35 protein-coding genes are annotated in these 23,260 nt (G+C 62.7%); 18 read left to right on the forward strand and 17 right to left on the reverse strand.

The genetic code is table 11. The features are described 5' to 3' along the window. A partial coding sequence (locus MKK64_RS01850) for a hypothetical protein (protein WP_243932017.1) occupies positions 1-1,318 on the forward strand: 1,318 nt, incomplete at its 5' end. On the opposite strand, the gene MKK64_RS01855 is transcribed toward MKK64_RS01850, so the two are convergent. The 9 genes from MKK64_RS01855 to MKK64_RS01895 form a co-directional block, all read right to left on the reverse strand. Then, on the reverse strand, positions 1,315-1,515 hold the full coding sequence (locus MKK64_RS01855) for a hypothetical protein (RefSeq protein ID WP_243932018.1): 201 nt from the start codon (positions 1,513-1,515) through the stop codon (positions 1,315-1,317). The two genes, MKK64_RS01850 and MKK64_RS01855, sit on opposite strands and share 4 nt — an antisense overlap. A gap of 197 nt (positions 1,516-1,712) precedes the next feature. After that, on the reverse strand, positions 1,713-2,195 hold the full coding sequence (locus MKK64_RS01860) for a BrnA antitoxin family protein (RefSeq protein ID WP_243932019.1): 483 nt from the start codon (positions 2,193-2,195) through the stop codon (positions 1,713-1,715). Beyond that, positions 2,170-2,457, reverse strand: coding sequence for a BrnT family toxin (locus tag MKK64_RS01865; RefSeq protein WP_243932020.1), 288 nt, complete (start codon positions 2,455-2,457; stop codon positions 2,170-2,172). The genes MKK64_RS01860 and MKK64_RS01865 overlap by 26 nt, the downstream gene beginning before the upstream one ends. 107 nt (positions 2,458-2,564) lie before the next feature. Then, the gene (locus tag MKK64_RS01870) at positions 2,565-3,023 is read right to left on the reverse strand and encodes a hypothetical protein (RefSeq protein WP_243932021.1); all 459 of its coding nucleotides are present in this window, start codon (positions 3,021-3,023) and stop codon (positions 2,565-2,567) included. A gap of 14 nt (positions 3,024-3,037) precedes the next feature. Continuing rightward, complete coding sequence (locus tag MKK64_RS01875; RefSeq protein ID WP_243932022.1) at positions 3,038-3,469, reverse strand: hypothetical protein; 432 nt, start codon at positions 3,467-3,469, stop codon at positions 3,038-3,040. A gap of 179 nt (positions 3,470-3,648) precedes the next feature. Continuing rightward, positions 3,649-4,452 (reverse strand): lipid II flippase Amj family protein, encoded by an 804-nt coding sequence (locus tag MKK64_RS01880; protein WP_243932023.1) that lies wholly within the window; start codon positions 4,450-4,452, stop codon positions 3,649-3,651. 126 nt (positions 4,453-4,578) lie between these two features. After that, complete coding sequence (locus MKK64_RS01885; RefSeq protein ID WP_243932024.1) at positions 4,579-5,010, reverse strand: GNAT family N-acetyltransferase; 432 nt, start codon at positions 5,008-5,010, stop codon at positions 4,579-4,581. 175 nt (positions 5,011-5,185) lie between these two features. Further along, positions 5,186-5,398, reverse strand: coding sequence for a hypothetical protein (locus MKK64_RS01890; protein ID WP_243932025.1), 213 nt, complete (start codon positions 5,396-5,398; stop codon positions 5,186-5,188). Positions 5,399-5,767: 369 nt separating this feature from the next. Then, the gene (locus MKK64_RS01895) at positions 5,768-6,565 is read right to left on the reverse strand and encodes a helix-turn-helix domain-containing protein (protein ID WP_243932026.1); all 798 of its coding nucleotides are present in this window, start codon (positions 6,563-6,565) and stop codon (positions 5,768-5,770) included. Positions 6,566-6,913: 348 nt separating this feature from the next. Here MKK64_RS01895 and MKK64_RS01900 point away from each other — a divergent pair, with 348 nt between their 5' ends. The 4 genes from MKK64_RS01900 to MKK64_RS01920 all read left to right on the forward strand — a co-directional run bounded on the left by MKK64_RS01900 (position 6,914) and on the right by MKK64_RS01920 (position 9,275). Beyond that, complete coding sequence (locus tag MKK64_RS01900; protein WP_243932049.1) at positions 6,914-7,213, forward strand: HU family DNA-binding protein; 300 nt, start codon at positions 6,914-6,916, stop codon at positions 7,211-7,213. Next, positions 7,210-7,389 carry a hypothetical protein gene (locus MKK64_RS01905; RefSeq protein WP_243932027.1) on the forward strand — a complete coding sequence of 60 codons (180 nt, stop codon included), beginning with the start codon at positions 7,210-7,212 and terminating at the stop codon, positions 7,387-7,389. The genes MKK64_RS01900 and MKK64_RS01905 overlap by 4 nt, the downstream gene beginning before the upstream one ends. Next, positions 7,386-7,688 carry a hypothetical protein gene (locus MKK64_RS01910; protein ID WP_243932028.1) on the forward strand — a complete coding sequence of 101 codons (303 nt, stop codon included), beginning with the start codon at positions 7,386-7,388 and terminating at the stop codon, positions 7,686-7,688. Before MKK64_RS01905 ends, MKK64_RS01910 begins: the two co-directional genes overlap by 4 nt. Positions 7,689-8,303: 615 nt before the next feature. After that, a complete protein-coding gene (locus tag MKK64_RS01920) occupies positions 8,304-9,275 on the forward strand; it encodes a helix-turn-helix domain-containing protein (RefSeq protein ID WP_243932029.1) in 972 nt (323 codons plus the stop codon). A gap of 331 nt (positions 9,276-9,606) precedes the next feature. Here the strand turns inward: MKK64_RS01920 and MKK64_RS01925 are convergent, their stop codons facing one another. Then, a complete protein-coding gene (locus MKK64_RS01925; protein ID WP_243932030.1) occupies positions 9,607-9,927 on the reverse strand; it encodes a hypothetical protein in 321 nt (106 codons plus the stop codon). A gap of 749 nt (positions 9,928-10,676) precedes the next feature. Between MKK64_RS01925 and MKK64_RS01930 the strand changes: the two genes are divergently transcribed. Next, entirely contained in the window at positions 10,677-11,066 is a 390-nt protein-coding gene (locus MKK64_RS01930) for a heme utilization protein (protein ID WP_243932031.1), read from the forward strand. A 127-nt stretch (positions 11,067-11,193) separates the two neighbouring features. On the opposite strand, the gene MKK64_RS01935 is transcribed toward MKK64_RS01930, so the two are convergent. The 4 genes from MKK64_RS01935 to MKK64_RS28340 all read right to left on the reverse strand — a co-directional run bounded on the left by MKK64_RS01935 (position 11,194) and on the right by MKK64_RS28340 (position 12,401). Beyond that, entirely contained in the window at positions 11,194-11,685 is a 492-nt protein-coding gene (locus tag MKK64_RS01935) for a DUF2721 domain-containing protein (protein ID WP_409567823.1), read from the reverse strand. A gap of 89 nt (positions 11,686-11,774) precedes the next feature. Further along, on the reverse strand, positions 11,775-11,939 hold the full coding sequence (locus MKK64_RS01940; RefSeq protein ID WP_243932032.1) for a hypothetical protein: 165 nt from the start codon (positions 11,937-11,939) through the stop codon (positions 11,775-11,777). 22 nt (positions 11,940-11,961) lie between these two features. Beyond that, positions 11,962-12,174 carry a hypothetical protein gene (locus MKK64_RS01945; protein ID WP_243932033.1) on the reverse strand — a complete coding sequence of 71 codons (213 nt, stop codon included), beginning with the start codon at positions 12,172-12,174 and terminating at the stop codon, positions 11,962-11,964. Then, entirely contained in the window at positions 12,171-12,401 is a 231-nt protein-coding gene (locus tag MKK64_RS28340) for a helix-turn-helix domain-containing protein (protein WP_243932034.1), read from the reverse strand. The genes MKK64_RS01945 and MKK64_RS28340 overlap by 4 nt, the downstream gene beginning before the upstream one ends. A gap of 90 nt (positions 12,402-12,491) precedes the next feature. Between MKK64_RS28340 and MKK64_RS01955 the strand changes: the two genes are divergently transcribed. The 8 genes from MKK64_RS01955 to MKK64_RS01990 all read left to right on the forward strand — a co-directional run bounded on the left by MKK64_RS01955 (position 12,492) and on the right by MKK64_RS01990 (position 17,213). Then, a complete protein-coding gene (locus MKK64_RS01955) occupies positions 12,492-12,815 on the forward strand; it encodes a hypothetical protein (protein WP_243932035.1) in 324 nt (107 codons plus the stop codon). Positions 12,816-12,825: 10 nt separating this feature from the next. Further along, positions 12,826-13,230, forward strand: coding sequence for a hypothetical protein (locus MKK64_RS01960; RefSeq protein ID WP_243932036.1), 405 nt, complete (start codon positions 12,826-12,828; stop codon positions 13,228-13,230). A 10-nt stretch (positions 13,231-13,240) separates the two neighbouring features. Then, positions 13,241-13,651: a penicillin-binding protein gene (locus MKK64_RS01965; protein ID WP_243932037.1), complete on the forward strand. Its 411-nt coding sequence runs from the start codon at positions 13,241-13,243 to the stop codon at positions 13,649-13,651. Positions 13,652-13,718: 67 nt separating this feature from the next. Next, positions 13,719-14,303, forward strand: a complete 585-nt coding sequence (locus MKK64_RS01970; RefSeq protein WP_243932038.1) for a hypothetical protein — start codon at positions 13,719-13,721, stop codon at positions 14,301-14,303. Between the two features lie 57 nt (positions 14,304-14,360). Beyond that, positions 14,361-15,047, forward strand: coding sequence for a hypothetical protein (locus tag MKK64_RS01975; protein WP_243932039.1), 687 nt, complete (start codon positions 14,361-14,363; stop codon positions 15,045-15,047). A gap of 14 nt (positions 15,048-15,061) precedes the next feature. Continuing rightward, positions 15,062-16,396, forward strand: a complete 1,335-nt coding sequence (locus MKK64_RS01980; RefSeq protein ID WP_243932040.1) for a hypothetical protein — start codon at positions 15,062-15,064, stop codon at positions 16,394-16,396. 3 nt (positions 16,397-16,399) lie between these two features. After that, positions 16,400-16,765, forward strand: a complete 366-nt coding sequence (locus tag MKK64_RS01985) for a hypothetical protein (protein ID WP_243932041.1) — start codon at positions 16,400-16,402, stop codon at positions 16,763-16,765. Between the two features lie 40 nt (positions 16,766-16,805). Continuing rightward, on the forward strand, positions 16,806-17,213 hold the full coding sequence (locus MKK64_RS01990; RefSeq protein WP_243932042.1) for a hypothetical protein: 408 nt from the start codon (positions 16,806-16,808) through the stop codon (positions 17,211-17,213). A 157-nt stretch (positions 17,214-17,370) separates the two neighbouring features. Here the strand turns inward: MKK64_RS01990 and MKK64_RS01995 are convergent, their stop codons facing one another. Continuing rightward, entirely contained in the window at positions 17,371-17,709 is a 339-nt protein-coding gene (locus MKK64_RS01995) for a ribbon-helix-helix domain-containing protein (protein ID WP_243932043.1), read from the reverse strand. A gap of 10 nt (positions 17,710-17,719) precedes the next feature. Continuing rightward, on the reverse strand, positions 17,720-18,367 hold the full coding sequence (locus MKK64_RS02000; RefSeq protein WP_243932044.1) for an AAA family ATPase: 648 nt from the start codon (positions 18,365-18,367) through the stop codon (positions 17,720-17,722). A 236-nt stretch (positions 18,368-18,603) separates the two neighbouring features. Between MKK64_RS02000 and MKK64_RS02005 the strand changes: the two genes are divergently transcribed. The 3 genes from MKK64_RS02005 to MKK64_RS28345 are packed head-to-tail and all read left to right on the forward strand — an operon-like array spanning position 18,604 to position 20,230. Then, positions 18,604-18,792: a hypothetical protein gene (locus MKK64_RS02005; protein ID WP_243932045.1), complete on the forward strand. Its 189-nt coding sequence runs from the start codon at positions 18,604-18,606 to the stop codon at positions 18,790-18,792. After that, a complete protein-coding gene (locus tag MKK64_RS02010) occupies positions 18,789-19,814 on the forward strand; it encodes a site-specific integrase (protein WP_243932046.1) in 1,026 nt (341 codons plus the stop codon). The genes MKK64_RS02005 and MKK64_RS02010 overlap by 4 nt, the downstream gene beginning before the upstream one ends. Before the next feature lie 8 nt (positions 19,815-19,822). After that, positions 19,823-20,230, forward strand: a complete 408-nt coding sequence (locus MKK64_RS28345; RefSeq protein WP_409567827.1) for a transposase — start codon at positions 19,823-19,825, stop codon at positions 20,228-20,230. 52 nt (positions 20,231-20,282) lie between these two features. Here MKK64_RS28345 and MKK64_RS02015 read toward each other — a convergent pair whose 3' ends face one another. Continuing rightward, the gene (locus tag MKK64_RS02015) at positions 20,283-22,547 is read right to left on the reverse strand and encodes a TonB-dependent siderophore receptor (RefSeq protein WP_243932047.1); all 2,265 of its coding nucleotides are present in this window, start codon (positions 22,545-22,547) and stop codon (positions 20,283-20,285) included. A 323-nt stretch (positions 22,548-22,870) separates the two neighbouring features. On the opposite strand from MKK64_RS02015, the gene MKK64_RS02020 reads away from it, so the two are divergent. Further along, a partial coding sequence (locus MKK64_RS02020) for a CHASE3 domain-containing protein (protein WP_243932048.1) occupies positions 22,871-23,260 on the forward strand: 390 nt, incomplete at its 3' end.

Consider the following 23,260-nt stretch of genomic DNA (forward strand, 5'->3'; position numbering starts at 1 on the left):
GGAGAAGTTCGCGAAGGAGTACAAGGCGCTTCAGCAGTCCCTCGGGGTTAACGGCAATGAAGTCGCATCGAATGCAGCCAAGATCTCACAGGCTTATGGTTCGTTCAGCGCCGTCATCGAAGTTGTGGGCCAGAGGATCACGCAGACCTTCGCTCCTGCTATTGAGCGAGTGGTGAAAGGCTTCCGAGACTGGATTGACGCTCACTCGGAAACGCTCACCGGGATTATGCAGAGCTTGGCGAAAGCCCTCGAATGGGTCGGCGATAAGCTCGTCGTGATCGCGGATTGGACGACCGACAAAGGCAAGCTATTTGGAGACTTCTGGCTCAAGACCTACGGCTACATCCAAAAGATCGTGGACGTGGTGAAGGTTCTGCTCAACCTGCTGTTTAAGCTCAACGCCGCAATGATGGCGGGGCCGGTGGGCAAGTACATGGACTTCATGTTCGGTGGCGGCTTGGCCGGTAAGCTGCTGGGCGGATCGGCGCAGGCTGCGGAGGGTGCCGCGATCGGTGGTGCGAGCTACCTGGGGCAGGAACCGGCGAACGACACAGGAAAGGCTAAGCCCGGACTTTTGCGTCGCGGTATCGATGCAATGAAGCGAGCCGTTGGTTTAGGCCCGAAGCAGGATAAGTCGGATTACAACTTCACCGGCGAGAATGTCGACGTTTTGCGGCAGGCGGCGAAGGAACTCGGCACTAGTCCAAAGGATCTCGCCACGGTCATATCATACGAGAGTAAGTTCAGCCCGAGCGTGCATGGGGGAACAGGCAATCGGTATCATGGCCTCATCCAGTTTGGTGGTCCTGAAAGAGCGATGTATGGCGCCAATGATAAGCAGACGTTCAAGGAGCAGATGCCTGCGGTCGTGCGGTATCTGAAAAGCCGTGGGTTTAAGCCTGGTATGGGGCTGTTGGATCTCTACTCCACGATCAACGCGGGGCGCCCTGGGCGCTACGATGCCAGCGATGGGCATGGGACGGTTCGATCCCACGTTGCTAAAATGGAGCGCGACGAGGCCGCGCGGGTCGCTCGCTTCCTGTCGAGCGGATCAGGTACCACCGCAGCACCGGTTGCCCCCCGGCCGATCGCCGGCGGCTTCAATCCCGGCAGCTTTGACGTGAATGCCTACCTTCGTTCCACTCCACTCGGCGCAACCTCGACCACGAACAATCAGTCGAGCATGAACGTGAACTCGCCGACCAACGTGACGATCCACGGTGTGACGGACCCGCAAAAGGCGGCCGAGCATTTCGAGCGCGCCGCGAACCGGAGCAACAACGAGATGCTGCGCAACGTCCAAACAGCGGCGCGTTAGCGGGAGCAGCGCAGGTAGAGGGACGCGGCCCTTGCATCGCCGATCGTCTCGGCGAGGATGCTGCCGTCTCTCAGTTCGTAGACCATTGGGACGCCAGCAATTTCACTGCCGCTGGCCTGGAATGATGCCGGCCCGGTGACGTTCAGCACCGTGCCGGTCGTCGCCCCGGAAATGCGATCAGCGGCGATGCGCAACACGGCTGTGCCTTTAACCGAGCGACTTAGGATTGGCTCGATACGCTTCGCATTCAAGCGCCGTGCCGGTCCAGACGCCTTGCATGGCCTTCGGCGCATTTGCTGCGCTAGCGACCGTGACGGAACCGACAAGGGCGAGGGCGACGAGGGCAGCGCGCATCCCAGCAATGTATGCACCGGGGTGCGCTTGTCGAGGCGGTCTAGGCCGACTTCGGCCGCTTCATAGTGAGCAGCCTGGAGCCCGATTTTTTGCCAGAAGGCGTGCCTTCACCTGATAGAACCGATGCTGCAAGCGCCGACATACCAGGGGCAACTTTGCCGGCCCGGCGCGCCTTCAGTGTCCGCTCAGCCTTACGGATCATCCTGGCCGCCTCGTCCGCATCCGAAAGCGCATCGAGGCCCGCAGCCAAGGCATCGTGCATCCGCACCTGCCAGCCGCTTCCGGTTGCCCTGTAGGCAGCCAATAGCGCCGGATCGATCCGCAGGGTGAGATTGACCTTGGCATCAGCGAGCTTCGGCCGCCCGCGCTTCGGCAGCAGGTTGTAGACCTCTGGCACTTCCTGCGCGGGGCGCATCTCCCCAAGCTCCGCATCCGTCATCGACGGCGTGTCGGAGACCTCATCCCAATCCTCTTGCGAGTAGCCGGGGGCGGGACGCTCAGGCTTCGGCGAGATGTCGTGCATAGGCTTCCCTTTCACGAGGATCGGCAGTGCGAAGGCTGACCAGGCTCAACGCCTCATTGCCGAGAGGCGACGCGACGACGACCACGACCCGCTCACCGTTCCAATCGCCGATCAGCATGTAGCGTGCGCGGCCGGTGCTGCTGGGGCGGGTCGGACGGATCAGTGCGGTTTCGCCGTCGAACGACGTGTCGAAGTCGGCGAAGTCGTAGCCATGCTTGGCTAGGTTCGCGAGCCGCTTCGGTTCGTCCCACGTCGTCGTCATTGGAATTATGGTAGTAGCGGAAAAGGCGGTGCGCAAGCTGCATTCCCGCCACTGCGTAAATTACCGCCGTAGGCATGCGCGACGCGGTGCTGACGTGCGGGCGGTTCTTATCGGGCTCGCGCCTTACCCGTGTTCGCGTCCTCGTAGGCCGCTACGACTGCGGCCGATATGCGAAGCAGCTTCCCCCCAAGCAGGCTCCCTGCCAGGTCGCCCCGCTTGATCATGTTGCGGACGTGCTGTCCGCTGCACGACCACCGCTCGCCCAGCGTTTCGGGCGTGTACGCGTTGTGGTAGCCCGGCCATTCCTTCGACATCAGAGGCGTACCCCTCTGTTTCTGCGGAGGCTTCCCGTTGGGCTGCACCTCATCAGCCGAGGCCGCCTCGAACGCTGCATCAAGGGCCATTCTGTCCCAGACGGCGGTCACGCCGATTTGCCGGGCAGACGGAAGCTGGCCGACCCGCACGAGGGCGCTGAAGGCGGTTGGGGTGAGCCCGAGGTATCGAGCAGCAGCAGCGAGATCGAGGCCCCGCGGCGGGTAGGCGTAGGAGTCGATGATGTCTGGCACCTGCCTGGCTCCCGTCATGGTGGATAGATCCCCCGAAACAGATCCCCCATCGCCCGGCGTCGGAACAGCGTTCCCCACCGCCGCCGCTGATGCTCCGGCCGGTCGTGGTTCACATGGCAGCGCTGGCAGAACGCGGCGAGGTTGGCGCCCGTGTTGTTGGCGGTGTCGTGGTCCCGATGCGCCGTCGCGAGCACCACGCGCGTCGTGCGCAGGCTTCCCGTCAGGTCATCCAGGGTCGGCAGTTCGGCGAGGCTCTTACCCTTCCCGTCGCGCCAGGCGCCGATCTGAGCGTCCCACCAGCGCCCATCGCCGAGATGGTAGACGATACGCCCGTGCGGGCGTCCGCAGCCCTCGCAGGCGCTGCCAGCGCGCCGGAACCGGATCTCGGCTGATAGTTCGCGCCAGTCGATGGGGTAGAAATAGCGGTGCTCGGGACGGATCGGCACTCGCGGCTGTCCAGTGCGGGTGGGCTCCGAGTCCAACCATAGCGGTAAAAACCTGACGGATGGCAGTCCTTCAAAGCGTCTGAGAAGGGTGGATTTCTGCCGGTCCGCTTTTGACCGCAGGCTCGCTGAAGCGGCCATTCCCACCCTTTGTGCACTACCCTCTTTAGGTGGTTGCGCCTTCAAATACGGCCTGCAATCCAAGCGACGCATACGGCAGCAGGTAGAAATAAAGCCTGTGCCAGACATGTTCCCAGTAAACGGCTTAGAGATATCCAGACGACAGTTCGCCTAAATTCTGCTTCGCTTATCGTGCCTTCGACGGCGTCATCAGTCATGACTGAAAGTTGTGGATCGATCAACGCAAAAAGAAGTATCGTGGCAACGCCATTTATGATCGCAGACAATTGAGAAGCCGTGACGCGTAATGACGGCTCTAGGAACCCAGCATACAACGACGCTAGAACTCCTACCGTTAACAGGGCTTGAACAATCACATTCGCAACGAGGATGGTCCAACTCACGCCGGTCGGCTGTGGTCTGTGAGGAACATTGGCTATTCTTGGCACTGCGAAAGATCCCGCCACAGCGTGAGCGCCGGTAGGGGTTAGCGTTTGGGCGAGCAACTTCATCGTCGAGCGCGAACGCTGGAAGTGGCTGATTGCTCTGGTAAATAGCCGCTGGCTAGTTGGTATCAGCACAATACCAATGAGAACCGCTATCGTTGCGCTCGCAATGATAATTCTAAAATCGCGCGATAGCCCTTCTCCTCCACCATGAGACAAGTGATTTTCAATTCTCTTTGCTATAAGAGGCCCGAGAAATCCGTTGGATGTTCGGCTCACAAGGACTAATATATTGAATAAGGCGAAGCTTATAGCGATCCGCTTGGTTCTAACTCCCGCGATCCTGGCGGCATAGGCCATCGTTCCGATCAGATTGATCGCGCCGGTTAGCAGGCAGATGATCAGCAGTTGCTGGTCCATTCGGCCTTATACCGCTGAAGGTGCGACTTTCCATCCCGGGCCCAGTTCCCGGACGGGTGACGAACTACCGCTTTGGAGAAGCGCCGACGGCGGTGCGAGTGGCTGGGTTGGGTCGATAACAGACGATCAATCTTGAACGACCAACATTTTAGACATCCAGATGAACGAGTGCCCTGGCGGAACATCAGGCACACGGCACACCTCAACATAACCAAGTTTTTTGTAAAAATTCGGGGCTTGGAATGTTATCGTTGCTAAACGCATTCTGATGCATCCATTTTTGCGTGCTGCATCCTCAGCTTCGGCCATTAACCTGGTTCCGACCCCACTCCGGCGATGATCCTCACGCACCCAAAGTATTGCTATATAGAACCAATCCCACTGAACGAAACCTTGAATACCACCTATAACATTTTCGTTCTCATCTCGGCATACAATCCACATTGGCCTCGATGGGTCTGGGCCAACGCATGCCTCATTATATTGAGTGAGCCCGTGTTCGATGGTTTTTGAGGTCGTTTCATCGACCTCATCACTTACTACGATACGCTCAATCATTTCTATCGTCCGCCGCGTTGGCTGCGGTAGAAACCAATGATGCTACAGATACATGCGCCGCAACCAACAGCATAACACCGTGAAACGGCAAGTACGCAACGGGTCGGAAGCGGTAGCGAATTGGCGGCGAGTGCAAGGCCAGTGTGGCGGCGAAGGCGCTCGACGTAGGGGGCGATCATGACGCTTGCCGCCTTGCACGGATCATCCAGGCGTCGCGATCGGTACGCGTAACGGCCAACTCCCGCTGCATCTCCTCAAGCCGGGCATGCATCTCGCCGGCATCGACGGCGGTCTCAATCAGGAGTTCCTGCGCCTCAGCGAGGGCCGCGCGCAACTCGGCGATCTCGGTGGCGAGCGTCAGGATCAGGGCTGCCGTGTCGTCGCTCATCCTTCAGCAACCCATCTGATCCACCGTGAACGGCGCCGCATCCGCGGCCAGCAGGTCGCCCGATCTGTTGCGGCGGTCCTGCTTGCCCCTTCAGGCAGGGCCGCCACCCCTTCGAGGCTTCGAACGGGCCATAAGCCGGCGTCGGCGGTTCCTGTTCCCCGCAGCACCGACCTTCACGCAATCACCCGGCCCAAGGCTTCACGGGCACGGCGCAGGGAGCTGGCCCGCACCGACCTGTCATCACGTACTCTGTCTGCTCGGCAAGCTACCGGCGTTCGCGACCGCCGACAGCGCGTGCGTCGAGAGGCCGGCGGCATAGCACCCTGCGAAGTCTGAGACGCGTCCGGCATGTCGAACGCTCGTGTGCGGCTACCGCATAGCTCGGCCCGCTCTACCCGTCTCGCGAATTCCAGATGTGGCTCTGACGGCAGGGTCGCCCGCCGCTTGTCGGCAGCCCTTTTGAGGGTTCCGATCCCCTAAATTCACAAGGTATGGAACATTAGTATGCGTGCGCCTCGCTGATTTGCACCCACCCCCCTGTGCCGAAGGGGGGTGGTGATCAGCCACCCCTTTCCGCGCCAGCCGCAGCCAGGCCGTCCACTCAGCCGAGACGATGCGGACCACGTTCGTGTCGTTGCGGAAGCCCGTCACACGCCGCTCCTCGACCGTGACTATCCCGAGCTTGCGGGCTTCGCGGATCGCGTTGCGCACCGTCGTCTCGGCGACGCCAACGATCGCCGCGAGATGCCCGACCGCGAGCCGGCAATCGTTCCGCCGGACGGTCTCGGCCGCGACGAGCGAGAGCACCGCCTGCTCGGCCAGTGTGAACCGGGCCGCGATGGCCGGTGGAAGCCGCCCAGAGGCCGCCCAGCGGCGACGGCGGGCCATCGAGGCATCCGTGCGCGGTCGAGACCCGGTGCGGCTCCTAGGTACCCCTGTGAGGCCGGCGGAAGGGATGGGGGAAATCGCCATACCCTGCCCGGCCGGCAAGTTCTTTCCAGATCCGGAAGAAACTTGCCGCGCCTCGATCAGGCTGGATAGCGCCTCGGCCTCGGCCTCGGACAGGTGCCCCGCTCCGAACGCCTTCCACATCGCGGACGCGACAGCCGGCAACGCGGCGCGCGGAGCCGCCTCCGCCTGCCGGCGGATCTCGTAGGCATAGTCCATCGTTCACGGTCCCTCACGGGCCGCGGTCCAGGGTCCAGGCAAAGCCTTCCCGTTGACGGAAACACGTTCCGTCTTGACTCCCACCGGGAGCGTGTGGCTTGTGAGGGGCATCGACTCCGGCCTCACAAGGCCTCTGGGTTTTCAGCAGCCTCTTCCTTGCCGGGAAGGGGCTGTTGGCTTTTTAGGGTCTATCTCGCGGCTTCGATCTCCTGATGCCGGCTCACGACTCGCCACAGGGCGCGCACAGGCCGGACATGGCATGTCGGCCAGCCCGCACGGTTAAGTCAACGCTGAGTGTGTCAGGCGGCGGGGTTGTCGTCCCTCGCGCGATGCGCATTCTGCGCCGCCATGATCCGATCCGAACTGGTCCAGCGCCTCGCTGCTGCGAACCCGCAACTCTACGCGAAGGACTGCGAGGCCGTGGTCGATGCCATCATAGGGCGGATCGCAGACGCCATCGCGGTCGGCGATCGTGTCGAGCTGCGCGGGTTCGGGTCTTTCACCATCGTTGAGCAGCAGGCAAGGATGGGCCGCAATCCGAGATCCGGTGCGCTCGTCTCGGTCCAGGCGAAGTCGAAGCTGGTCTTCAAGACCGGCAAAGAGATGCGAGACCGGCTCAACCCGAAGGCGCGGGCAACGACACCGTGACCGACGACCCCTTCCACGAAGCCGTCGAAGCTCTCCGCGCGCTCGGCCTGTATGTCGAGCCAACCGGCGACGACCTTAGCCTGTGGCTCGTGAATGGCGAGGAGATGACCGATGCGGGCCTGATGAAGCTTGCCGCGCTGCTGGGCCCCGTATCCGGCTCCGCGACGATCCAATGACCGGCATTCCGAGGCACCTGCGCAACCCGCGCCGCTGGTACGACTCCGACGGCATCGAGCAGCCGCCGGCCACCATCGCCAACAGCAAGGCGAACGGCGCGCGCGGGCTGCTGGTGTTCTGCGAGTGCGGGCGCAGCGGCACCATGTCGTTCGACGGCCTGCCCGATGACTTCCCCGTGCCGGATGTCGCGCTACGGCTGGTGTGCTCGGCCTGCAAGCGGAAGGACCGGATCAGCACGCGGCCGAACTTCGCGGGCGTGCACACCGGGGCGGGGCCGAAGCTGCGGTCGGTGGGGTAGAAACAAGAAGGCCCGCCGCAGCTGGTGCCGGGCGGGCCGACCATATATGGCTAGAAGCCCCTACTTGCCACCACCGCTACCGGTCGAACCCATACGCGAAGGCTGGCCCGCGTTGCCAGAAGCCGCGGAGTCGTTCGAGATGCTATCGGCAGCCCGACCGGTCGGCGAGTAGGTCCCAGCCCCTTCTTCACCGGTTGACCCAGGCTGACGCGTCACAACACCTGGTGCACCCGGGGGAACAATTACGGTCGTGCTCGTGGGAGTCTCGATGACCTAAGCAAACGCGGAGGATGTGAGCACTACCGCAACGATGGCAGCGCTGATGAGAGTCTTGGTCATGGTCATTCCTGACGAAGGAGATGCGGTAGGAAAATCCTGTGGCCCCCGACAACACAAATTGTGGGCAATCGATCCCGCGACAGTTCGGCGGACGATACCGATCGCACTGAAGCGTTCTGCCGCCCTGCGCACGCTCTAATCCCCGCCGGCCCACATCCGGCGAGACCCATGGCATCACGTTGGTGTGAGCCAGCCTATCCCCGGCGCGCCTTACGCATTCCCGAAACAAAATGATGTAGCACCTTGCCGGTGTAGCGTGAGCCCTGAGGACTGCAATTGAAGGTTGAGAGCTTCGACGCGTACCACCGCCTCTATAGTGGTGTCGCCGATCTGTCGCGGATCGGCGAGAGCTTCAAGGCTAGCCTCAACGTCATCCGACTCCCGCGCATGATCCTGCACGAGAGGCGCGTTGAGGGAGTCGTGCAAAACAGGACCTGGGCATGTGTTGGTCGTCACGGGTTCGACCACATCACGCTCCATCTCCTGCGAGCCGGCGATTTCGTATCTGGTCCACCAGGCGCCGAACGTCGGCTACAGCCCGGTGAAATAGCCGTGCTGGATACGAGCTTCCCCCATGTATCTCAGTTAAGAACCCATGCAGACATTGTGACGGTGCAGCTTGCGCGCGTCGATGTGCAGGAGGTGCTACCTGATCTGACTGGGATCCATGGTGCCGTCCTATCCGCGGATGCCAGCCGTCTGGTTGCCGGTTTGCTGGGTTCGTTGACCCAGACTCCTACGCCCTTGCCAGCCGATCCGACGGGGCACATCGCCTCTGCCACTATCAACCTGCTCGGGCTGGCTCTCAAAAGCGTACCGGCATCGAGCCGAACTCTCTCGACAGAGGCTGCGGATATCCTACGTCGTAGACGGGCTCAGGCATTCATCACGGCGCAGCTATCGGATCCAAGACTTGACGCGGAGACGATAGCCGCCGGGATTGGCTCCTCGCGTTCAGTCCTCTACCGCCTGTTCAGCGCAGATGGTGGAGTCAGACGCTTCATTCAACAGCAGCGCCTGAATGGCCTACGTCGTGCACTATCAAACCCGGATGAGGAACGCGGAATTAGCAGGTTAGTTTATGAGTACGGCTTCAGTAGCGACAGTCATTGCAACCGCGCTTTCGCCGCAACATTTGGCCTCCCGCCCGGTCAATTTCGGGTTGAGCTAAGGCGGGCGCGCACCAACGACAATATGCAGGCCGGCGTGGAGGATATTCTCCTTCGATCGACGAGGACGCTTTACTGATACTCGTTCGACAATACCGCCCACTGCACAGCGGATGTCATAGCACGCTGATAATCAAAACTCGGCGCGTAGAAGCGATCGGCGACACCTGGATCCGGTACGGCAATCAGATGTTCCGGCGGAACCGACCGGGGCGTCCTGTTGGCGTTCCAGTGTGGCAGGCCGTACGATAAGGCAGCAGGCCCGCCCCCCCGATCTGATCACGGGGTAACGGGTGCGTCGTTCATCTCACCAGCGAACCGATCCTGATCTCGGCTTGAAGGCACGGTGCCTCGGGTTGGTTACTAGCAGGTCAACGGGGCCGAGCTTTGAAACGCCTCGTGGCACACTGCTATTCCCTCGCGGCCGGCTTGCCCTTCGCCTGCATCTGCGTCTGAACCCTGCGCGCCATAGCCCTGATCCGGTCCTTGCTAGCGTGCCGGTCGTACCCTCGTGCAACCAGCCCATCGACCAAGCGGCGGGAGATTACCACGACCGCCTCGCTATCGAGCACGAGCACGTCGAGGTAGGCCGCCATCAGCACGGCCGACACGTCATCGCGCTCGGGCGTCTTGGCCTCAGCCAGCTTCGCCCGATAATTGGCTTGGTAGTCCTGCTGCTTCCGCTTCCGGCGCCGGTATCGCGCCAGGTCCTGCTGATCGTGCCAGTCCATCGCACAAGGCTCCTCTGCCGCTTGTGCTAATGGATCATCGCCAGAACGTAGAAAGTCGGGAGCGAAAAAGGTGGTTCTACGTAGTTTGACCCCAAGCTGACTACAGGACCCCGGCACGCTCCTGGCCGGCTCCCGAAAACCCGGTGAGCACACCCGGTTTCGGTCTTGGTATCTTATAGGGGGTGATCGGGTGAGATCACGGGGTGAGCATAGGCGGTGAGATTGACGCTGGGCATGGTTCACGAACAGGCAGGCGGTTACCCCAACAGCGCAAGGAGCTCGTCGTCGGTTGAAGGCTGCTTCGGTTCATGCCGCAGGCCATCGATCCACTCATCGATTTCGGAGCGGTCCCATCGCAGCAGGCCGTTGCCGAGGTCGATCGGCTGGACCGGGTATACCCGCGTGAAGCTCGGGACGGAGAAGCTGCAATAGGCAGCAGCCCGCGATCGGCGCATGAGCCGCGGCCAGTTGGGGAGTGGGGGGCGCTCGCGCCTCATCAAATCGAGTAGTGAGGGCCGATAGAATGATCCGCTGAAGAGCAGACGGCCACGGGAGCCAGAACCGAGTGCGCGTACATCCGGCGTCGCCCTGTCCCGGCATCATGGCCGCATCCGATCAAACGACGAGGTCACAATCGGCATACTGATCAAATGAAGTCGATGTGGTTAATGATTAATGAACCGTTTATCGGATGCGCGGTTCAGAGGATAACCGGTCGATTGCGACCGCGTCAGCGCGGAAGCCATCACATGTCTCGTATTGCTATCTGGGCCGTTGCGGCCTGCCTGACTGGCATCCTCCTCGTCCCAGCCGAGGCTGCAAGAAAGCGGGTTCAAGTGCCCGATAAATACGATGGCAGTTGGAGCATCACGGCCGTCACCGAGAACGGACCGTGCTCGGCCAGCACAAGCTATCAGGTTCAGATCCAGGACAGCCACGCTTCGATCCCTGGCGACGACATGAACATCGACGGGGGCGTCTCGATGGCCGGAGCGGTTGAAGCCACGATCACGCAGGGCTCGAACAAAGTGCCGATCACCGGAAGCCTCACTGCGAAAGGCAGCGGCAGTGGAACGTGGCGCGCTTCGGGTGGACTCGTGGAATGCAGTGGGAACTGGAGCGCGCGGCGCGCAGGATAGTCGCTCACTACTTCGTTCAAAAAGCGAGAGCGGTTGGCCACGAGGGATGCCGGCCGCCCGATCTGGTTACAAGCTAGCGGGCGCGTCGGCTATCTATGTCCCGGCGTTGCACGAAGAACCCGCTCTATCATTCCCGGGTTGTCGAAACGTGATCCTGCTGCCGATCGACCTCGACCCGAATGCCGCGTCCGGCCAACAGGATCTCCGTCAGGAACGCGCTGAGTGCGCAAACCGTGAAAATGAGCCCGGCCCCGAAGCAGGCGAACAGGACCGAGGCGGCAGCGGCATCACGCAGCGCGCCCACGAACAGCGTCAGGATTGAGCCGAGGATCATCACCGCACTGAGACACGCCATCACCACAGCCACGTCGAGCAGGAACGAGCGCCGCCGCAGGAAAGATAGCTGCCGCGAGAGGTGGCGTGCTTCGGTAGCGTCAGCCTTGTCCAACTCCTTGGCAGTTGTGTTCACTTTGTCCGCGATCCGGGCGAGACGGGTCGAGAAAACGTTAAGCATTTGAGCAAGAGCTGTAAGTACGAAAGCCGGCGCCAAGGAAACCTGAATGATATGAGCAATGTCGTCGGGTGAATTTCCGCTGAGCGTAATGTCGAACAAGGCCATGGATCAGCTCTCAACCCCTTGTGCCTTCCGCTCTTGGAACCGGATACCAGCCCTTTCCCTGTTGTCAGGGATGAATTTAAGGCCAGCAGTCATGACTTGAGATCCGCTACTGCGACGACGGCTGCGGCCACAAACGCTGCAACGGCACAATCCTCGAACGCATATTCCAGGCCTGCCATCTCAAGCAGCCGAACCGAGATGATGAGCACGACAGCCACTGCGATCGCTACCAATCGGCTCATGACGCGGTTCATCCGATGTGCTCGGCATACTGCATCAGTCGGCTCCCCGCTTCGCTCCGTGAACGATCTGTTGCAGCAGCGAAGGAAGCGGAAGGCCGTACTCATCCAGGAGGAAGGCGGCGCTGAGCAGCGTCCGGATGTGCTGGTCCGGGACCGGCCGGTTCATGATCTGCGCGTCCAGCACCTGATCGGCTAGGAGGCCAGCGAGGCGCGCGACTTCGGACAGGCGCGCGGACGAGGCGATCATGCTTTTCGCTCACGCATCCGAACCCCGGCGCCCCCGCCATTCTCAGGGATAAATTCTAGGCCCGCACGCTCCAGAGCGTCTCGTATCTTATCGACGCTGCTGATCCGGGCATCTTGCCCGGCTTCAAACCGATTGATCGTGTTAGCCCCGACATCAGCTTCACGGGCTAGGTCCGCCGTGCTCCACCCCAAGGCAGCACGACCCATCCGGCATTGAAATGGCTTCATGAGGTGAATTTATCACCATATGAGGTTGACATCAAACCGGTGTGGGTTACACCTCTAGTGGTGAGATTATCACCACGGAGGCCAGCCCCGATGCGCTACGCCAACCTCATCCCCGCCTCGCACATCGCTCGCAGCGCCGACCCGCGCCTGACCGCCGATGCCCGCCGCGCCTTCATCATCACGAAGGCCGCCGTCGTCGCCGCCACCGAGAACGCCAAGCGCTTCGCCGCCACGGTCGCCCCCCTGGTCAACCGTGACGGCTCGTTCGACCGCTCGGCGATCATGCGCGCCGCGATCCGTTCGGCTCAGGCCCGCATGGAAGTGACCGGCGACGCCTGGGGCGTGTGCATGTCCTACGCGCTCAAGGGCGCCTGGGCTGCCGCCAAGTCTCTCCGCGCCTACCGCGCGCACTGAGGGGACCGCTATGCTCGCCACCGCTCACGCCGTCGTCGCGCCCGCCATGTCGGCCGACCCTGTGTTCGCCGCGATAGAGACGCACCGCGAAGCGCTCCACGTCTACGAGGCCGAAATTCACTACGCGGTGAAGAAGCGGAAGGGCCGGTTTTGCACGCGGGAGCACTTCCGCGAGGCGGCCGAAGCATACGACGCGGCCACGTCTGCTCTCGTCCTGGCTCCTATCACCACTTTCTCCGGCTTGCGGGCGTTCGCGGCTTACGTCGCCGACCTCAGGGCCTACGGCGGGTGCGGCGTCGCGCCCAAGTCGCTGCAGTACGCAATTCAGGTCTGGGATCTGTCGGACGCGATGACAACGATCGCCGAAGCGATGGCACGGCTACTGCCGGCCGACGCCCCGACCTCGACGCACTGAGGCCGGACCGATGGCCGACCTCTCCCGCCGCGCCGTCCTCGGCGCCTTCCTCGCCCTCGCGGCCTCGCGGGTGCCGGCCATGGCCTCCGACCGGGTGCTGCCGGCGATCCGCTGGGCCGAGACCGCCGATGCCGCCTATTCCGCATCGGGCCGTGTCGCGGCGGATCTCGCCGCCGCAGGGCTGCCGATGCCCGCCGGGTGGCGCGCCTACCGCACGTCCCTGGCCCATGTCCGCAGGCTGGCCCGCCTCGACCTCTACGCCCTGACGCCGACGACCCCGGAGTCTGCCGAGGCGCTGGCCGTCTACCACACCGCCCGCGGCGAACGTGCCGGGAGCGCAGGCGCCCGGCGAGCTGCCCGCCGCCGGCTCCGCAAGGTGTTTGCCCGCCCCGGCGCCGTGCTGCCGCCTAGACCGACCTGAACGCCCGAACCACCGAACACCCGCCTTCCGTAATTCCTGAAATCACGAGCCCTTTGGAGCCCGACCGATGACGCACGCCCGTATCCTCGCCCTCGACACCGCCGCTGCCGATCCGATCCACGCCGCCATCCAGCGCCACCGCGCCGCCTACGACGCTTATCAGGTCGCTCCCGAGGGCAAGGCGTCCATGATCGCGAGCGACGACTACGACGCCGCGACGGAGGCCCTGACGACCACGCCCTGCGCCTCCCGGTTCGGCGCGCTCGCCCTGCTCGGGCACCTGCGCTGGTGGCTCGGGGAGGAAGCCGAGTTCTCGGCGGCGCATCAGCCCGGTTTCGGCATCGCGCAGGCCCGCGTCGCCGACCTGACGCTGTTCCTGGGCACGAACCTGCCGCCGGTCGCGATCTCGCACGCCTTCCCCTCGGGCCGCCTGCTGCCGGGCGTCGATCGCTACAACCAGCACGCGGCGCTTGCCCCGCCGAACGAAGCCCTGCCCGGCGAGGACGAGACCTGGCAGGCCGTGGCCGCGATCCGTCCCGACACCGCGTTCGTCCGCTCCCGCCGCTTCATCAGCGCGGCCGGCGAGTTCCTGGCCGCCATAGCGATCATCGGCGGCGGCTGCGTCCTCACGGGGCTCGCCTCGCTACTCTGAACTCCCGAACTGCCGATACGCGGAAACCCTGAAACGTTGAAACAACGAGAGCCTGACATGCGCAATCCCTTCAAACGTTCCCTGAATGTCGATCCGAAGATGGTCCTGCGCGAGCGGATCGCCGGCATCAAGGCCAAGGCTTCGGGCCTCACGGCCGAGACAAGCCAGGGCCGCCGCGCCATGCTGGCCGGGTCTGTGGCCGCTGCCATGCCGTTGCCGGCGCTCGCCGCCACCGTCCAGGCCAGCGACCGCGAGACGGAGTTCTTGGCGCTCGCCCCCAAACTCCTGCCCCTGATCCGCCGCGTCGGCCCCGCGCAGGCCGAGGCCCATCGCCTCTACAGCGCCGGGGATGCTGCGGCCGGGGATTATCCGGGCTGGACCCGTGAGGACACCAGTGCAGCCGATGCCTGGAGTGAGAAGGCCAAGGCAACACGGGACGCCAACGGATATTCGGAGGCGTGGACCTCGGCGAACCAACTCTGCATCGCCCTCGCGCGTCTGGCCGACCCCTACATCAATGAGCCGATGCAGCTCCTTCCGGGCATCATGCTCAAGGTCGCGCTCGCCGACTTGGGGGAATGGTGGAGCGAAAGCGCCCTAGCCGACGTGTCCCGGCTCGCAGCCCAGCACTTCGGCCTGCCCGCCCCCGAGCCGTTTTTTCAGGAGCTTGTCGAGGCCGGTGTGGAGCCGGATGACGAAGACGAGGACACCGCCGCTGCTTCTGCTGTTCCGACGATCGCCTGAGGAGAGCGCGCATTATGACCAAGCACAACACCGCTCGTCCGCAAGTTCAGCCGGCAGCCGTACACGCTGACCAGCGCGACCGTGCCGCCCGTCTCCGCGATGCCAGCGGGCGGTTCACCAAAAGCCGGGATGCCACCCCTGCGTCGTCGGCGACAGGCGGCTTGCCGGCCCAGAGCGCTACCATCCCGGCCCCAGCCGGCGCCCCTGACGATGCCTATGCTCTATCCGTTAACGATGACAGCCTTGGGCTGCACGCAGCCCCCGGCTCTGCCATCGTGGTCGCTCCAACCATGCCGACCGGGGCGGGGCTGGCCGTGTTCTACCTCAAAGGGCGAAGCGGAAACGTCGTCTACGATCTGACGCATGGGTTTCGCCCGGAGCGCACAATCGCTTTCGCTCCAGGCTCGGAACTGATGCCACTGATTGAGGTGGTCGTGCCAGGAACGGGCCAGACCGGAGGACTACGCGCCGAGATCGTTGAAAAAATCCACCGCGTTGTCGGGGTCTACACGCCCGTCGAGGTCGCTGATAATGCTCCGTCGCTTCCGTCCAAGCTGCCCGTTCTCCGCGAGTGCCCCGAGGGCATGGGCGAGCAGTATGCCTATGATGCAGCGGCCTACCCTCTCGTTCGGAAGGGCGAGACCGTTGTCTACGACCCGTCTCAGCGCGAGCCGACGCACGGCGCCTTGTACGTGATGCAGTGGGACAACGGCAGCACTCGTGACGTAATGCTGACCAATCTCCGCAAGGTCGGGGGGCAGGGCGAGCCGCGGTGGTGGGTCGATCCGGTCAATCGCATCGGAGTTGGGACGCGCTACGCGAGCGACGGTCCCTACGATCCCGACCACTTGCGCGGAAAGATCGTCGGCGCCGTCGTCGGCGTGCTGGTGCCTCAGCGGGTGAGTGATCTGGTACAACCCAAAACGGCAGATGAGATCTACGCGGCTGCGGAGCGGGAGCGCGAAGCGGCGGAACGCGCGGCCCTGAACACCGTGGGCCTCACGAGCGGAGTATCGGCTGAGGTGCGAGCCGCGATCATGCGGCATGGCGAGGTCATGCGGGAAACCGAGCTTCAAGGCGATGAGACGGACGAGGAGTTCAACCTAGACGCAGATATGCAGAACGAGGCCGAGCACGCGGTAGCGCATACACCCGCTCAGAACCTCGCCGACCTTCGCGCCAAGCTGACGTATCTGCTGCCGATCATGGCGCCTGACATGCTGGACCGATGGCACGTCGAGTACCTTACCGCGATCCGAGACGATGCGGACCGGCTGTGTCGCGAGGGTGAAATCTCGGTCGTCATAACGGAGGGCGATCAAGCGTCCGACAACGGTGTGGAGGTCTGACCGATGGGCGAGGTGCTCACATTCACCCCGCGCCCCAGCGTAGTTGTTCCTGCCGAGCCAGTGCCGATGACGGAGGCGGAAATCCGCACCCGTCTCGGCGAGGCTTTACAAACCGCCCTTGATGCCGCCGACCACATCATCGCGGTTCTGGATCGCATCGACGGCGATGTAGACCGCGAGGATGGCCGAGATGCAGAACCTGCCCTCACCACTCCCGAGAGCCACCACGGCAACCAGGTCGCGTGGCTGCGTGGGAACGACGAGGACCGTAAGGCCGAGGCGGCAGAGGTTGTTGTGCCGGATGTGGTCGCGCACACCCGGTTGTTATGCTCGCGGTTCTGCCCTGGCGCGGATCTGGCAACGTCGTGACCGCAGCCGGCGTGGCGCTGTTTGAGGTGGTGGCGGGGCTGTGAAGACGCCGATCCGAACTCCTGAAACATCCGAGATCACCGACGAGACCCCGCTACTTCTCGACGTTGCCGCGCGCCTCGCCTTTCCCGATGGTTCGGTCTCAGCGCTCACATTGCGCAACGCGGCCAAGCGCGGCGATCTCGGGTACGAGCGGATTGGTCGCCGGATTTACACCACTCTCGCGGCGATCAGGGATATGCGCGCGGCGTATCGGCAGAAGGCAAAGCCCCGGAATGCTGAGGCATCAGTGCCGCAGACGATCGGCGACCAAAAGCCTGAACCATCACCGATAGAGGAGGATTTCGAAGCTGCGCGGGCATCCGTGCGACTCGCCGCGGAAAAGCTTCTGGCTCAGTACAAAACTAAATCACCAAGCGGTCGGCGCAAGGCTATTCGCTCGGGTTGAGCACGCCCGAACCGCGCTGCGGTTGATGACCCGGAAACGCCGAACAACGGAACTCCTGCAACATCGAACCATGCTATTCGGTGTTTCAGGCATTCAGTGGTTCGGCGTTTGAGGATCGAATGCGGGGGATGGCCCCGATGGGGCCGCCCTTCGTCGTTCACTCCCCGCCTTCAGTCCCACGCTCGCCAGTCCGTCGCTGCACGATCGGCGGTTGCTTGTGCTTCAACAGGTGGTCGTTGAGGGCATCGACCATCAGGGCCTCAAGGCTGACCTCGCGATCAGCGGCGAGGTCGCGCAGCGCCTTCCAGCCCTGCTTGTTGATGCGAGCCTGAACCGTCTTCACGTCGCCCGGTGCCCGACGCGGTGTCGGAGACTTCGGGCTCGGTGCGCCCTTCGGGCTTTCAGCCGGCGCCTGAGCGGTCTCGGGCTCGGGAGCCGTGATGGCCTTCGGGACCGCCATGCTGGCGAGCGATCCTCTGCGGACGGGTGTCGTCATGGGTCGTCCCTCAATCCTTACGGGGGAATGCTTTGGCGAGCGCCGTCACGGCTGACCACATCGCGGAGACTTCGGCGGCGGCTCGGCCATCCGGCTCGTACTCATTCACGCTCTGCCCGGTGATGAGAGCGTGCGAGAAGCTAGCGCGTTGGGACACCTGGCCGGGCAACACCGGGGCACCCATGCTGGTGAGCACGGCGCGCGCCTCGGCGACGATCGAGGTCTCGTTCTCGCGCGTGATCGGCGGGGCAGCGTTGATGATGCACGCGATCGGCGCCTTGAGGCTTCGAGCCATGGCGAGAGTCGCACCAGCCGCCCTCAAATCAAATGGGCCTGGGCGGACCGGAACAACGGTCACACTCGCCCGAGACATGAGCGAGGCCATGAGCGGCGCATTGTGCGGAGCGCTATCGATGATGACCCATTCGACATCCTCGGCCAGTGCCGCGTCGAGAACGTCGCCGATGCTGTCCGCGTCAGCCTCGACCAGAAGCGGGCTCGCGGTCTCGCGGCTCTGATACCAGCCGGACAGTGAGCCCTGCGGATCGGCGTCCACCAGAAGCGTCTTACCCTGACGATCGGCAAGCGACCCGAAGTGAGCGCAGAGCGTGCTTTTGCCGGCGCCACCCTTCTGCGTCGCGACGAGGATGACATGCATGGGCGCGGCGTCCGGCGGTTCAGGCGTTCGAGCACTCTGCGGTTCCGTGGTTAAGGGATCGCTGATGCGCTGAAGCTCCGAAACCACGGAAGCCCGGTCTCACGCAACCCGGAATGATCGAACCGATGAAGCACAGCGTTCGCGCTTTCAGAATTTCAGGAAACGCGGTTTTCAGGTTGCACGACGTACAAAATCGCTGTAGCTTTCGATAAACGTCATTCTCGAAAGTTTGCAGCGTGGATCGACGACGGCAGCTCCTGGTGTCGATTGGCGTGTTCGGAGGCTTCCTCGGCTTCCTGGCCTACGCCTTCGCACCGGCCGACGGGCTGCTACCGCTCAATCGCATGCTGCTCGGCCTGGTCTGCGGACTCATCGTGATTTGGACCCTGGTGTTCGTGATCCAGGCCTGGGGGGATAAACCGTGATCTTCGAAGATGGTCCTGCGCAGCTGGTCCAGGCCGAAACATCGCTTCCCGCCGAGACCGCGGCGATCGTCCGCGCCTATCAGCGGGCGAGCAAGGCTGATGCGACGGTGCGCGCCTACACGGGCGACGCGAAGGTGTTCCAGAAATGGTGTGCCCAGTACGAGTTCCGGTCTCTGCCGGCGACGCCCGAGGCCGTGGCGGGGTTTCTCGTCCACGAGGCCGAGGCGGGACGGTCCGCGTCCACGATCGGCCGGCGATGTGCCGCGATCCGGTACGCACATAAGCTCGCCGGCCAGCCAGACCCGACCGACAACGAGGGCGTGCGGGCGGCGTCCAAGGGCATTCGACGGCGGATCGGCACGGCTCGTGTCCAGAAGGCAGCCGCTACCGCCGACATCATGGCCGCGATCCTGATGCGCACGCCCGACACCCTAACCGGCAAGCGCGACCGGGCGCTGCTGGCGCTTGGGTTTGCCGGGGCTTTCCGCCGATCCGAACTGGTCGCCCTCAACGTGGCGGACCTCCGCGACGATGCGGAAGGGCTGCGCGTCATGGTGCGCCGGTCCAAAGTCGATCAGGAAGGGCAGGGGTTCGAGAAGGCGATACCGCATGGCCGCTTCATTCGGCCGGTAGCCCTGGTACGGGAATGGCTCGATGCCGCTGGGATCACGGAAGGTCCCCTGTTCCGGCCCGTGTCGCGGTCGGGGAACGTGCGGAAGGCTAAGTTGAACTTAGGGCGTCGGGGTTCGGCGGAGGACGTGGGAACCGAACTCTCTGAGCCGCGCCTGACCACTCAGGCCGTCGCCGACATCGTGAAGCGGTACTGCACGGCCGCTGGGCTCGATGCCTCGACGTTCGGGGCGCACTCGCTGCGGGCCGGCTACATCACGTCGGCTGCCGAGCGGGGTGCCGACCTCGCCAGGATCATGGATCAGTCTGGGCACCGCGATCCGCGCACGGTGGTCGGCTACATCCGGCGCGCGAACGCCTTCAAGGGGCACTCGGGGAGCGGGTTTCTGTGATGCGGGATATGCCAGACCTGAGAGAGCTTTTTTGGCTCAATGATATTCAGTGGAGTGTCATCTCGACTTATCTCCCAGCCGACAAGCAGCCAAGATTGGATGACCGTCACACACTCTCAGGTATTATTTATGTATCTCTGAGCGGATGCCGATGGACAGATTGCCCAAAGCTTTATGGTTCACACAGCACGATCTATCAACGATTTCGCCGTTGGCGTCACAGGCCATTTTGGACGCGGATGCTCTTAGCTATGGCAAAAGAAGGTTGGCACGAGGAAGCTCGCGCCTTGGATCCTCTCGCAATAACTTTGGTTCGATCGACGCGGGGCCGCAAGCCAGATAGAGCATGGCGTCATGCGCGGATACGAAGCTTGGCTAATCGAACCAACGATAAGGCGCATATCAACAATAAATAGATCCCGTCTGCTCCACATCACAGTCTGAAGCAGACGGGCGTCTGAACTTACCTCACCATTTATATGCGACGCTTGCGAGGACTCGGCGAGCGTCGCCGTAGAAGCATGAGAGGCCCGACTGACAGGAAGATACGAAGCGCCGGTCGGCGATGTTCGTCGCGTTGACCGCAAACCTCCACCTGTCCCAGTTGTAATGTACCTGAGCGTCAAACAACACGTATTCTGGCACGCGCAGCGTGTTGAGCGTGTCAGCGTAGGAACGACCGATATAGCGAACGCCACCGCCGAAGCCAAACCCTCGCAGGTCACCCGTGGGAATTGTGTAGTCGAGAAACAGAGAAGCGAAATCCTCGGGGATGCTGACAGGCACTTTGCCGATGGTGGATGGATCAGCACTTTTTTCCACGGTCAATCCGTAGATCGTGTAGGCGGCGACGACATTTAGGCCTTCCGCGAGCGTCGCAGTGAACTGGGCTTCGAAGCCAGTCGAGCGGACCTGACCGATCTGAGACTGGAAGAAGGTGTTCGGGACCGGGGTCAGGACGTTGTCGCGATGAATATCAAAGCCCGCCAACGTCAGAAAGTAGCCGGCACCCGGCGGTTCGAACTTCACGCCGCCTTCGATCTGGTCGCCGGTCTCTGGCTTGAAGGCAATGTTATTAGCATCCGAACCAATCTGCGGCTGGAACGAGGTCGAGTAGCTGATGTATGGCGCAAGGCCAAAATCGTAGTTGTATATGAACGCCGTACGATAGGTGAAGGCGTTGTCGCTGCGGCCGTTGCTGTTGGCGGGGGTGAGCCGATCCTGCACGCGGTTGTCGGCGAAGTCCTGGCGCCCGCCAACGACGAGGGTAAGACGATCGGTCAGCTTAATTTGGTCCTGTGCGTAGAGACCGAGCTGAGTGAAGGAGTCCGCATTGACCAAATAGGGGGTCGGACTGGCGACGCGCATGCCGTAGACAGGGGCGGTGATACTGATATCCGGCCCCGGAAAGGTCGAAGCCTGATTGTCGTGTAGCTGATAGTTCTTGTAGTCAACGCCAAGCAGCAGATCGTGCTTGAAGAAGCCGTCGAAGAAACGTGCCTCGGCCTGATTGTCGACCTGGAACAGGCCAACCTTGGCGCTATCACGGAACTGATAGCGGGCAAGACGCGTCTCGGTGGCGGGGTCGCTATAGCCGAGCTGGCCGATATACGAGTTTTGAAAGCTTTCGAGGAAAGAGTACCGCAGGTTCTGCCGAATAGTCCACGTCTCGTCGAAGGCGTGCTCGAATTCGTACCCCGCGTAAGCCTGATCGCGCGTGAAGGTATTGAGGCCGATATCGCCCACATTGAGTGCACGTGAGATGCGCAGGCCGCCGAGGTTCGGCCGTACAGTACCGGAATAGGGTAGGAAGTTCGACGTCACCGCCGTGTTGTCGTGCTGGTAGCTAGACAGGAAGGTGATCTTCGTCGCCCCGTCCGGCTTATAGGTGAAAGCGGGCGCTATATAGACGCGGTCATCCGGCGCGCCGTCGACCTGCGTCCCACCAGTATGGCCAATACCGGTCAGGCGGTAGAACCAATGCCCGGAGTCGTCGGCTGGCCCACCGATGTCGAAGGCGCCGTAGACCTGTCCGAAGGAGCCGCCGCCGACCTCGACGTAGCCGAACGGATCAAGCGTCGGACGCTTGGTGACCTGATTGATAAGACCGCCGGGCGTACCTGCACCGAATAGCACTGCGGCCGGCCCACGCAGGATCTCGATCCGCTCCAGTCCAAAAGTGTCAACTTTGAAGTAGCCAAAGCCAAAATTGAGCAGCTGTAAGCCATCCCGGTAGAGGCCGTAATCGCTCGCGACGAAGCCGCGCAAAGTGAAGTAGTCGATGCGGGAGTCTGCACCAAAAGTACCTGAGTAGAGACCGGGAACGTACTGCGTTGCCTGGGTCAGGGTCTGGGCCTTCTGCGCATCGATCTGCTCGCGACCGATAACAGTGATAGACTGGGGCGTCTCGATTAGCGGTGTGTTGGTCTTGGTGGCGGTAGCCGAGCGGGTTGCGACGTAGCCATCCACTGGACCAGTCGGACTCTCGATCCGGCGCACGGCAGCAGCAGCGGAGGGTGCGACCGATGCGGCAGGCCCACCCTGGCCTTCGACAGTCAGCGTCTCAAGCTGCACGCTTGCCTCGGCCGGAGGATTGGTGATGCCTCGGCGCGGCGACGTAGCTTCCTGGGCGAACGCACTCACGCTCAAGGTTGCAAGCGAGACGCCGGCCAAAGCGATACGAGCGACTACGTTGCGCTGCTTCCAGCAAGTGATTGGCAGATGGTCACACATGATGCCGCCCCAGAAACATACGCCAGCGCCGGCCCACCAATCAGTGGGTCGTAGTTTATAACAATACTAAAGTGCTGATTTAACTAGCGTTTCTGGTTTCTGGCTACGGCTAAGCCCTGCGAGAGACAAGGGGGGTTCAGAGCTACCGCGAGAACGTGTGACGGTTCTGCAACGCATGGGTTGCGGTCGACCAGCACATGTTGAGCGCAAATCCGAGCTGAAGATCCCCACAAGCTTGATTTGGCTGCTGATTTGGCTGACTGCGCTCGCGATGGCGATTGCCGCAAGGCAGTGTCCGTAGGTCTGCGTAGGAACGCTCGAAAATGCCGAACACGTTTGGCCTCAACCGCACGCTTGGAGGTGCAATTGGCGTCATCGCGCTGGTGTCAGTCCTCAGCAGCGGGGCGATCTTAGCCACACGCAACCACCTGCAGGATGCGACCGACGCCCTCAACCGCTCGACCCAAGTGGTTCGGGGGCTCGATGCCTTCCGAACCGCCATGCTCAACCAGGAGACCGGCCTACGCGGCTATCTGATCACCGGGCGCGAGAGCAGCCTGGAGCCCTACCAGGCGGGGCGGCCGGCCCTGGACCAGACGATCACACATTTGAGGACCTTGATCGGCAACGATGCCGAGCGTTCGCGTCTGTTTGCCGATGCCGTGACAGCAGCGCGCGCTTGGCAAACCGACATCGGCGAAACCGCGATACGT

It is taken from the genome of Methylobacterium sp. E-025 (assembly GCF_022829705.1).
Classification (GTDB): Bacteria; Pseudomonadota; Alphaproteobacteria; order Rhizobiales; family Beijerinckiaceae; genus Methylobacterium.

What these genes read in the sequence shown, in the direction of transcription:
- MKK64_RS01975 (WP_243932039.1), top strand. Translation starts at nt 14,361, where the DNA reads ATGCGCAATCCCTTCAAACGTTCCCTGAATGTCGATCCGAAGATGGTC.
- MKK64_RS01960 (WP_243932036.1), top strand. Translation starts at nt 12,826, where the DNA reads ATGCTCGCCACCGCTCACGCCGTCGTCGCGCCCGCCATGTCGGCCGAC.
- MKK64_RS01880 (WP_243932023.1), bottom strand. Translation starts at nt 4,452, where the DNA reads ATGGACCAGCAACTGCTGATCATCTGCCTGCTAACCGGCGCGATCAAT.
- MKK64_RS01925 (WP_243932030.1), bottom strand. Translation starts at nt 9,927, where the DNA reads ATGGACTGGCACGATCAGCAGGACCTGGCGCGATACCGGCGCCGGAAG.
- MKK64_RS01935 (WP_409567823.1), bottom strand. Translation starts at nt 11,685, where the DNA reads ATGGCCTTGTTCGACATTACGCTCAGCGGAAATTCACCCGACGACATT.
- MKK64_RS01940 (WP_243932032.1), bottom strand. Translation starts at nt 11,939, where the DNA reads ATGAACCGCGTCATGAGCCGATTGGTAGCGATCGCAGTGGCTGTCGTG.
- MKK64_RS01995 (WP_243932043.1), bottom strand. Translation starts at nt 17,709, where the DNA reads ATGACGACACCCGTCCGCAGAGGATCGCTCGCCAGCATGGCGGTCCCG.
- MKK64_RS01955 (WP_243932035.1), top strand. Translation starts at nt 12,492, where the DNA reads ATGCGCTACGCCAACCTCATCCCCGCCTCGCACATCGCTCGCAGCGCC.
- MKK64_RS02015 (WP_243932047.1), bottom strand. Translation starts at nt 22,547, where the DNA reads ATGTGTGACCATCTGCCAATCACTTGCTGGAAGCAGCGCAACGTAGTC.
- MKK64_RS01965 (WP_243932037.1), top strand. Translation starts at nt 13,241, where the DNA reads ATGGCCGACCTCTCCCGCCGCGCCGTCCTCGGCGCCTTCCTCGCCCTC.
- MKK64_RS01865 (WP_243932020.1), bottom strand. Translation starts at nt 2,457, where the DNA reads ATGACGACGACGTGGGACGAACCGAAGCGGCTCGCGAACCTAGCCAAG.
- MKK64_RS28340 (WP_243932034.1), bottom strand. Translation starts at nt 12,401, where the DNA reads ATGAAGCCATTTCAATGCCGGATGGGTCGTGCTGCCTTGGGGTGGAGC.
- MKK64_RS01885 (WP_243932024.1), bottom strand. Translation starts at nt 5,010, where the DNA reads ATGATTGAGCGTATCGTAGTAAGTGATGAGGTCGATGAAACGACCTCA.
- MKK64_RS01895 (WP_243932026.1), bottom strand. Translation starts at nt 6,565, where the DNA reads ATGGACTATGCCTACGAGATCCGCCGGCAGGCGGAGGCGGCTCCGCGC.
- MKK64_RS01980 (WP_243932040.1), top strand. Translation starts at nt 15,062, where the DNA reads ATGACCAAGCACAACACCGCTCGTCCGCAAGTTCAGCCGGCAGCCGTA.
- MKK64_RS01945 (WP_243932033.1), bottom strand. Translation starts at nt 12,174, where the DNA reads ATGATCGCCTCGTCCGCGCGCCTGTCCGAAGTCGCGCGCCTCGCTGGC.
- MKK64_RS01900 (WP_243932049.1), top strand. Translation starts at nt 6,914, where the DNA reads ATGATCCGATCCGAACTGGTCCAGCGCCTCGCTGCTGCGAACCCGCAA.
- MKK64_RS28345 (WP_409567827.1), top strand. Translation starts at nt 19,823, where the DNA reads ATGCCAGACCTGAGAGAGCTTTTTTGGCTCAATGATATTCAGTGGAGT.
- MKK64_RS01890 (WP_243932025.1), bottom strand. Translation starts at nt 5,398, where the DNA reads ATGAGCGACGACACGGCAGCCCTGATCCTGACGCTCGCCACCGAGATC.
- MKK64_RS01910 (WP_243932028.1), top strand. Translation starts at nt 7,386, where the DNA reads ATGACCGGCATTCCGAGGCACCTGCGCAACCCGCGCCGCTGGTACGAC.
- MKK64_RS01970 (WP_243932038.1), top strand. Translation starts at nt 13,719, where the DNA reads ATGACGCACGCCCGTATCCTCGCCCTCGACACCGCCGCTGCCGATCCG.
- MKK64_RS01930 (WP_243932031.1), top strand. Translation starts at nt 10,677, where the DNA reads ATGTCTCGTATTGCTATCTGGGCCGTTGCGGCCTGCCTGACTGGCATC.
- MKK64_RS01985 (WP_243932041.1), top strand. Translation starts at nt 16,400, where the DNA reads ATGGGCGAGGTGCTCACATTCACCCCGCGCCCCAGCGTAGTTGTTCCT.
- MKK64_RS02000 (WP_243932044.1), bottom strand. Translation starts at nt 18,367, where the DNA reads ATGCATGTCATCCTCGTCGCGACGCAGAAGGGTGGCGCCGGCAAAAGC.
- MKK64_RS01860 (WP_243932019.1), bottom strand. Translation starts at nt 2,195, where the DNA reads ATGCACGACATCTCGCCGAAGCCTGAGCGTCCCGCCCCCGGCTACTCG.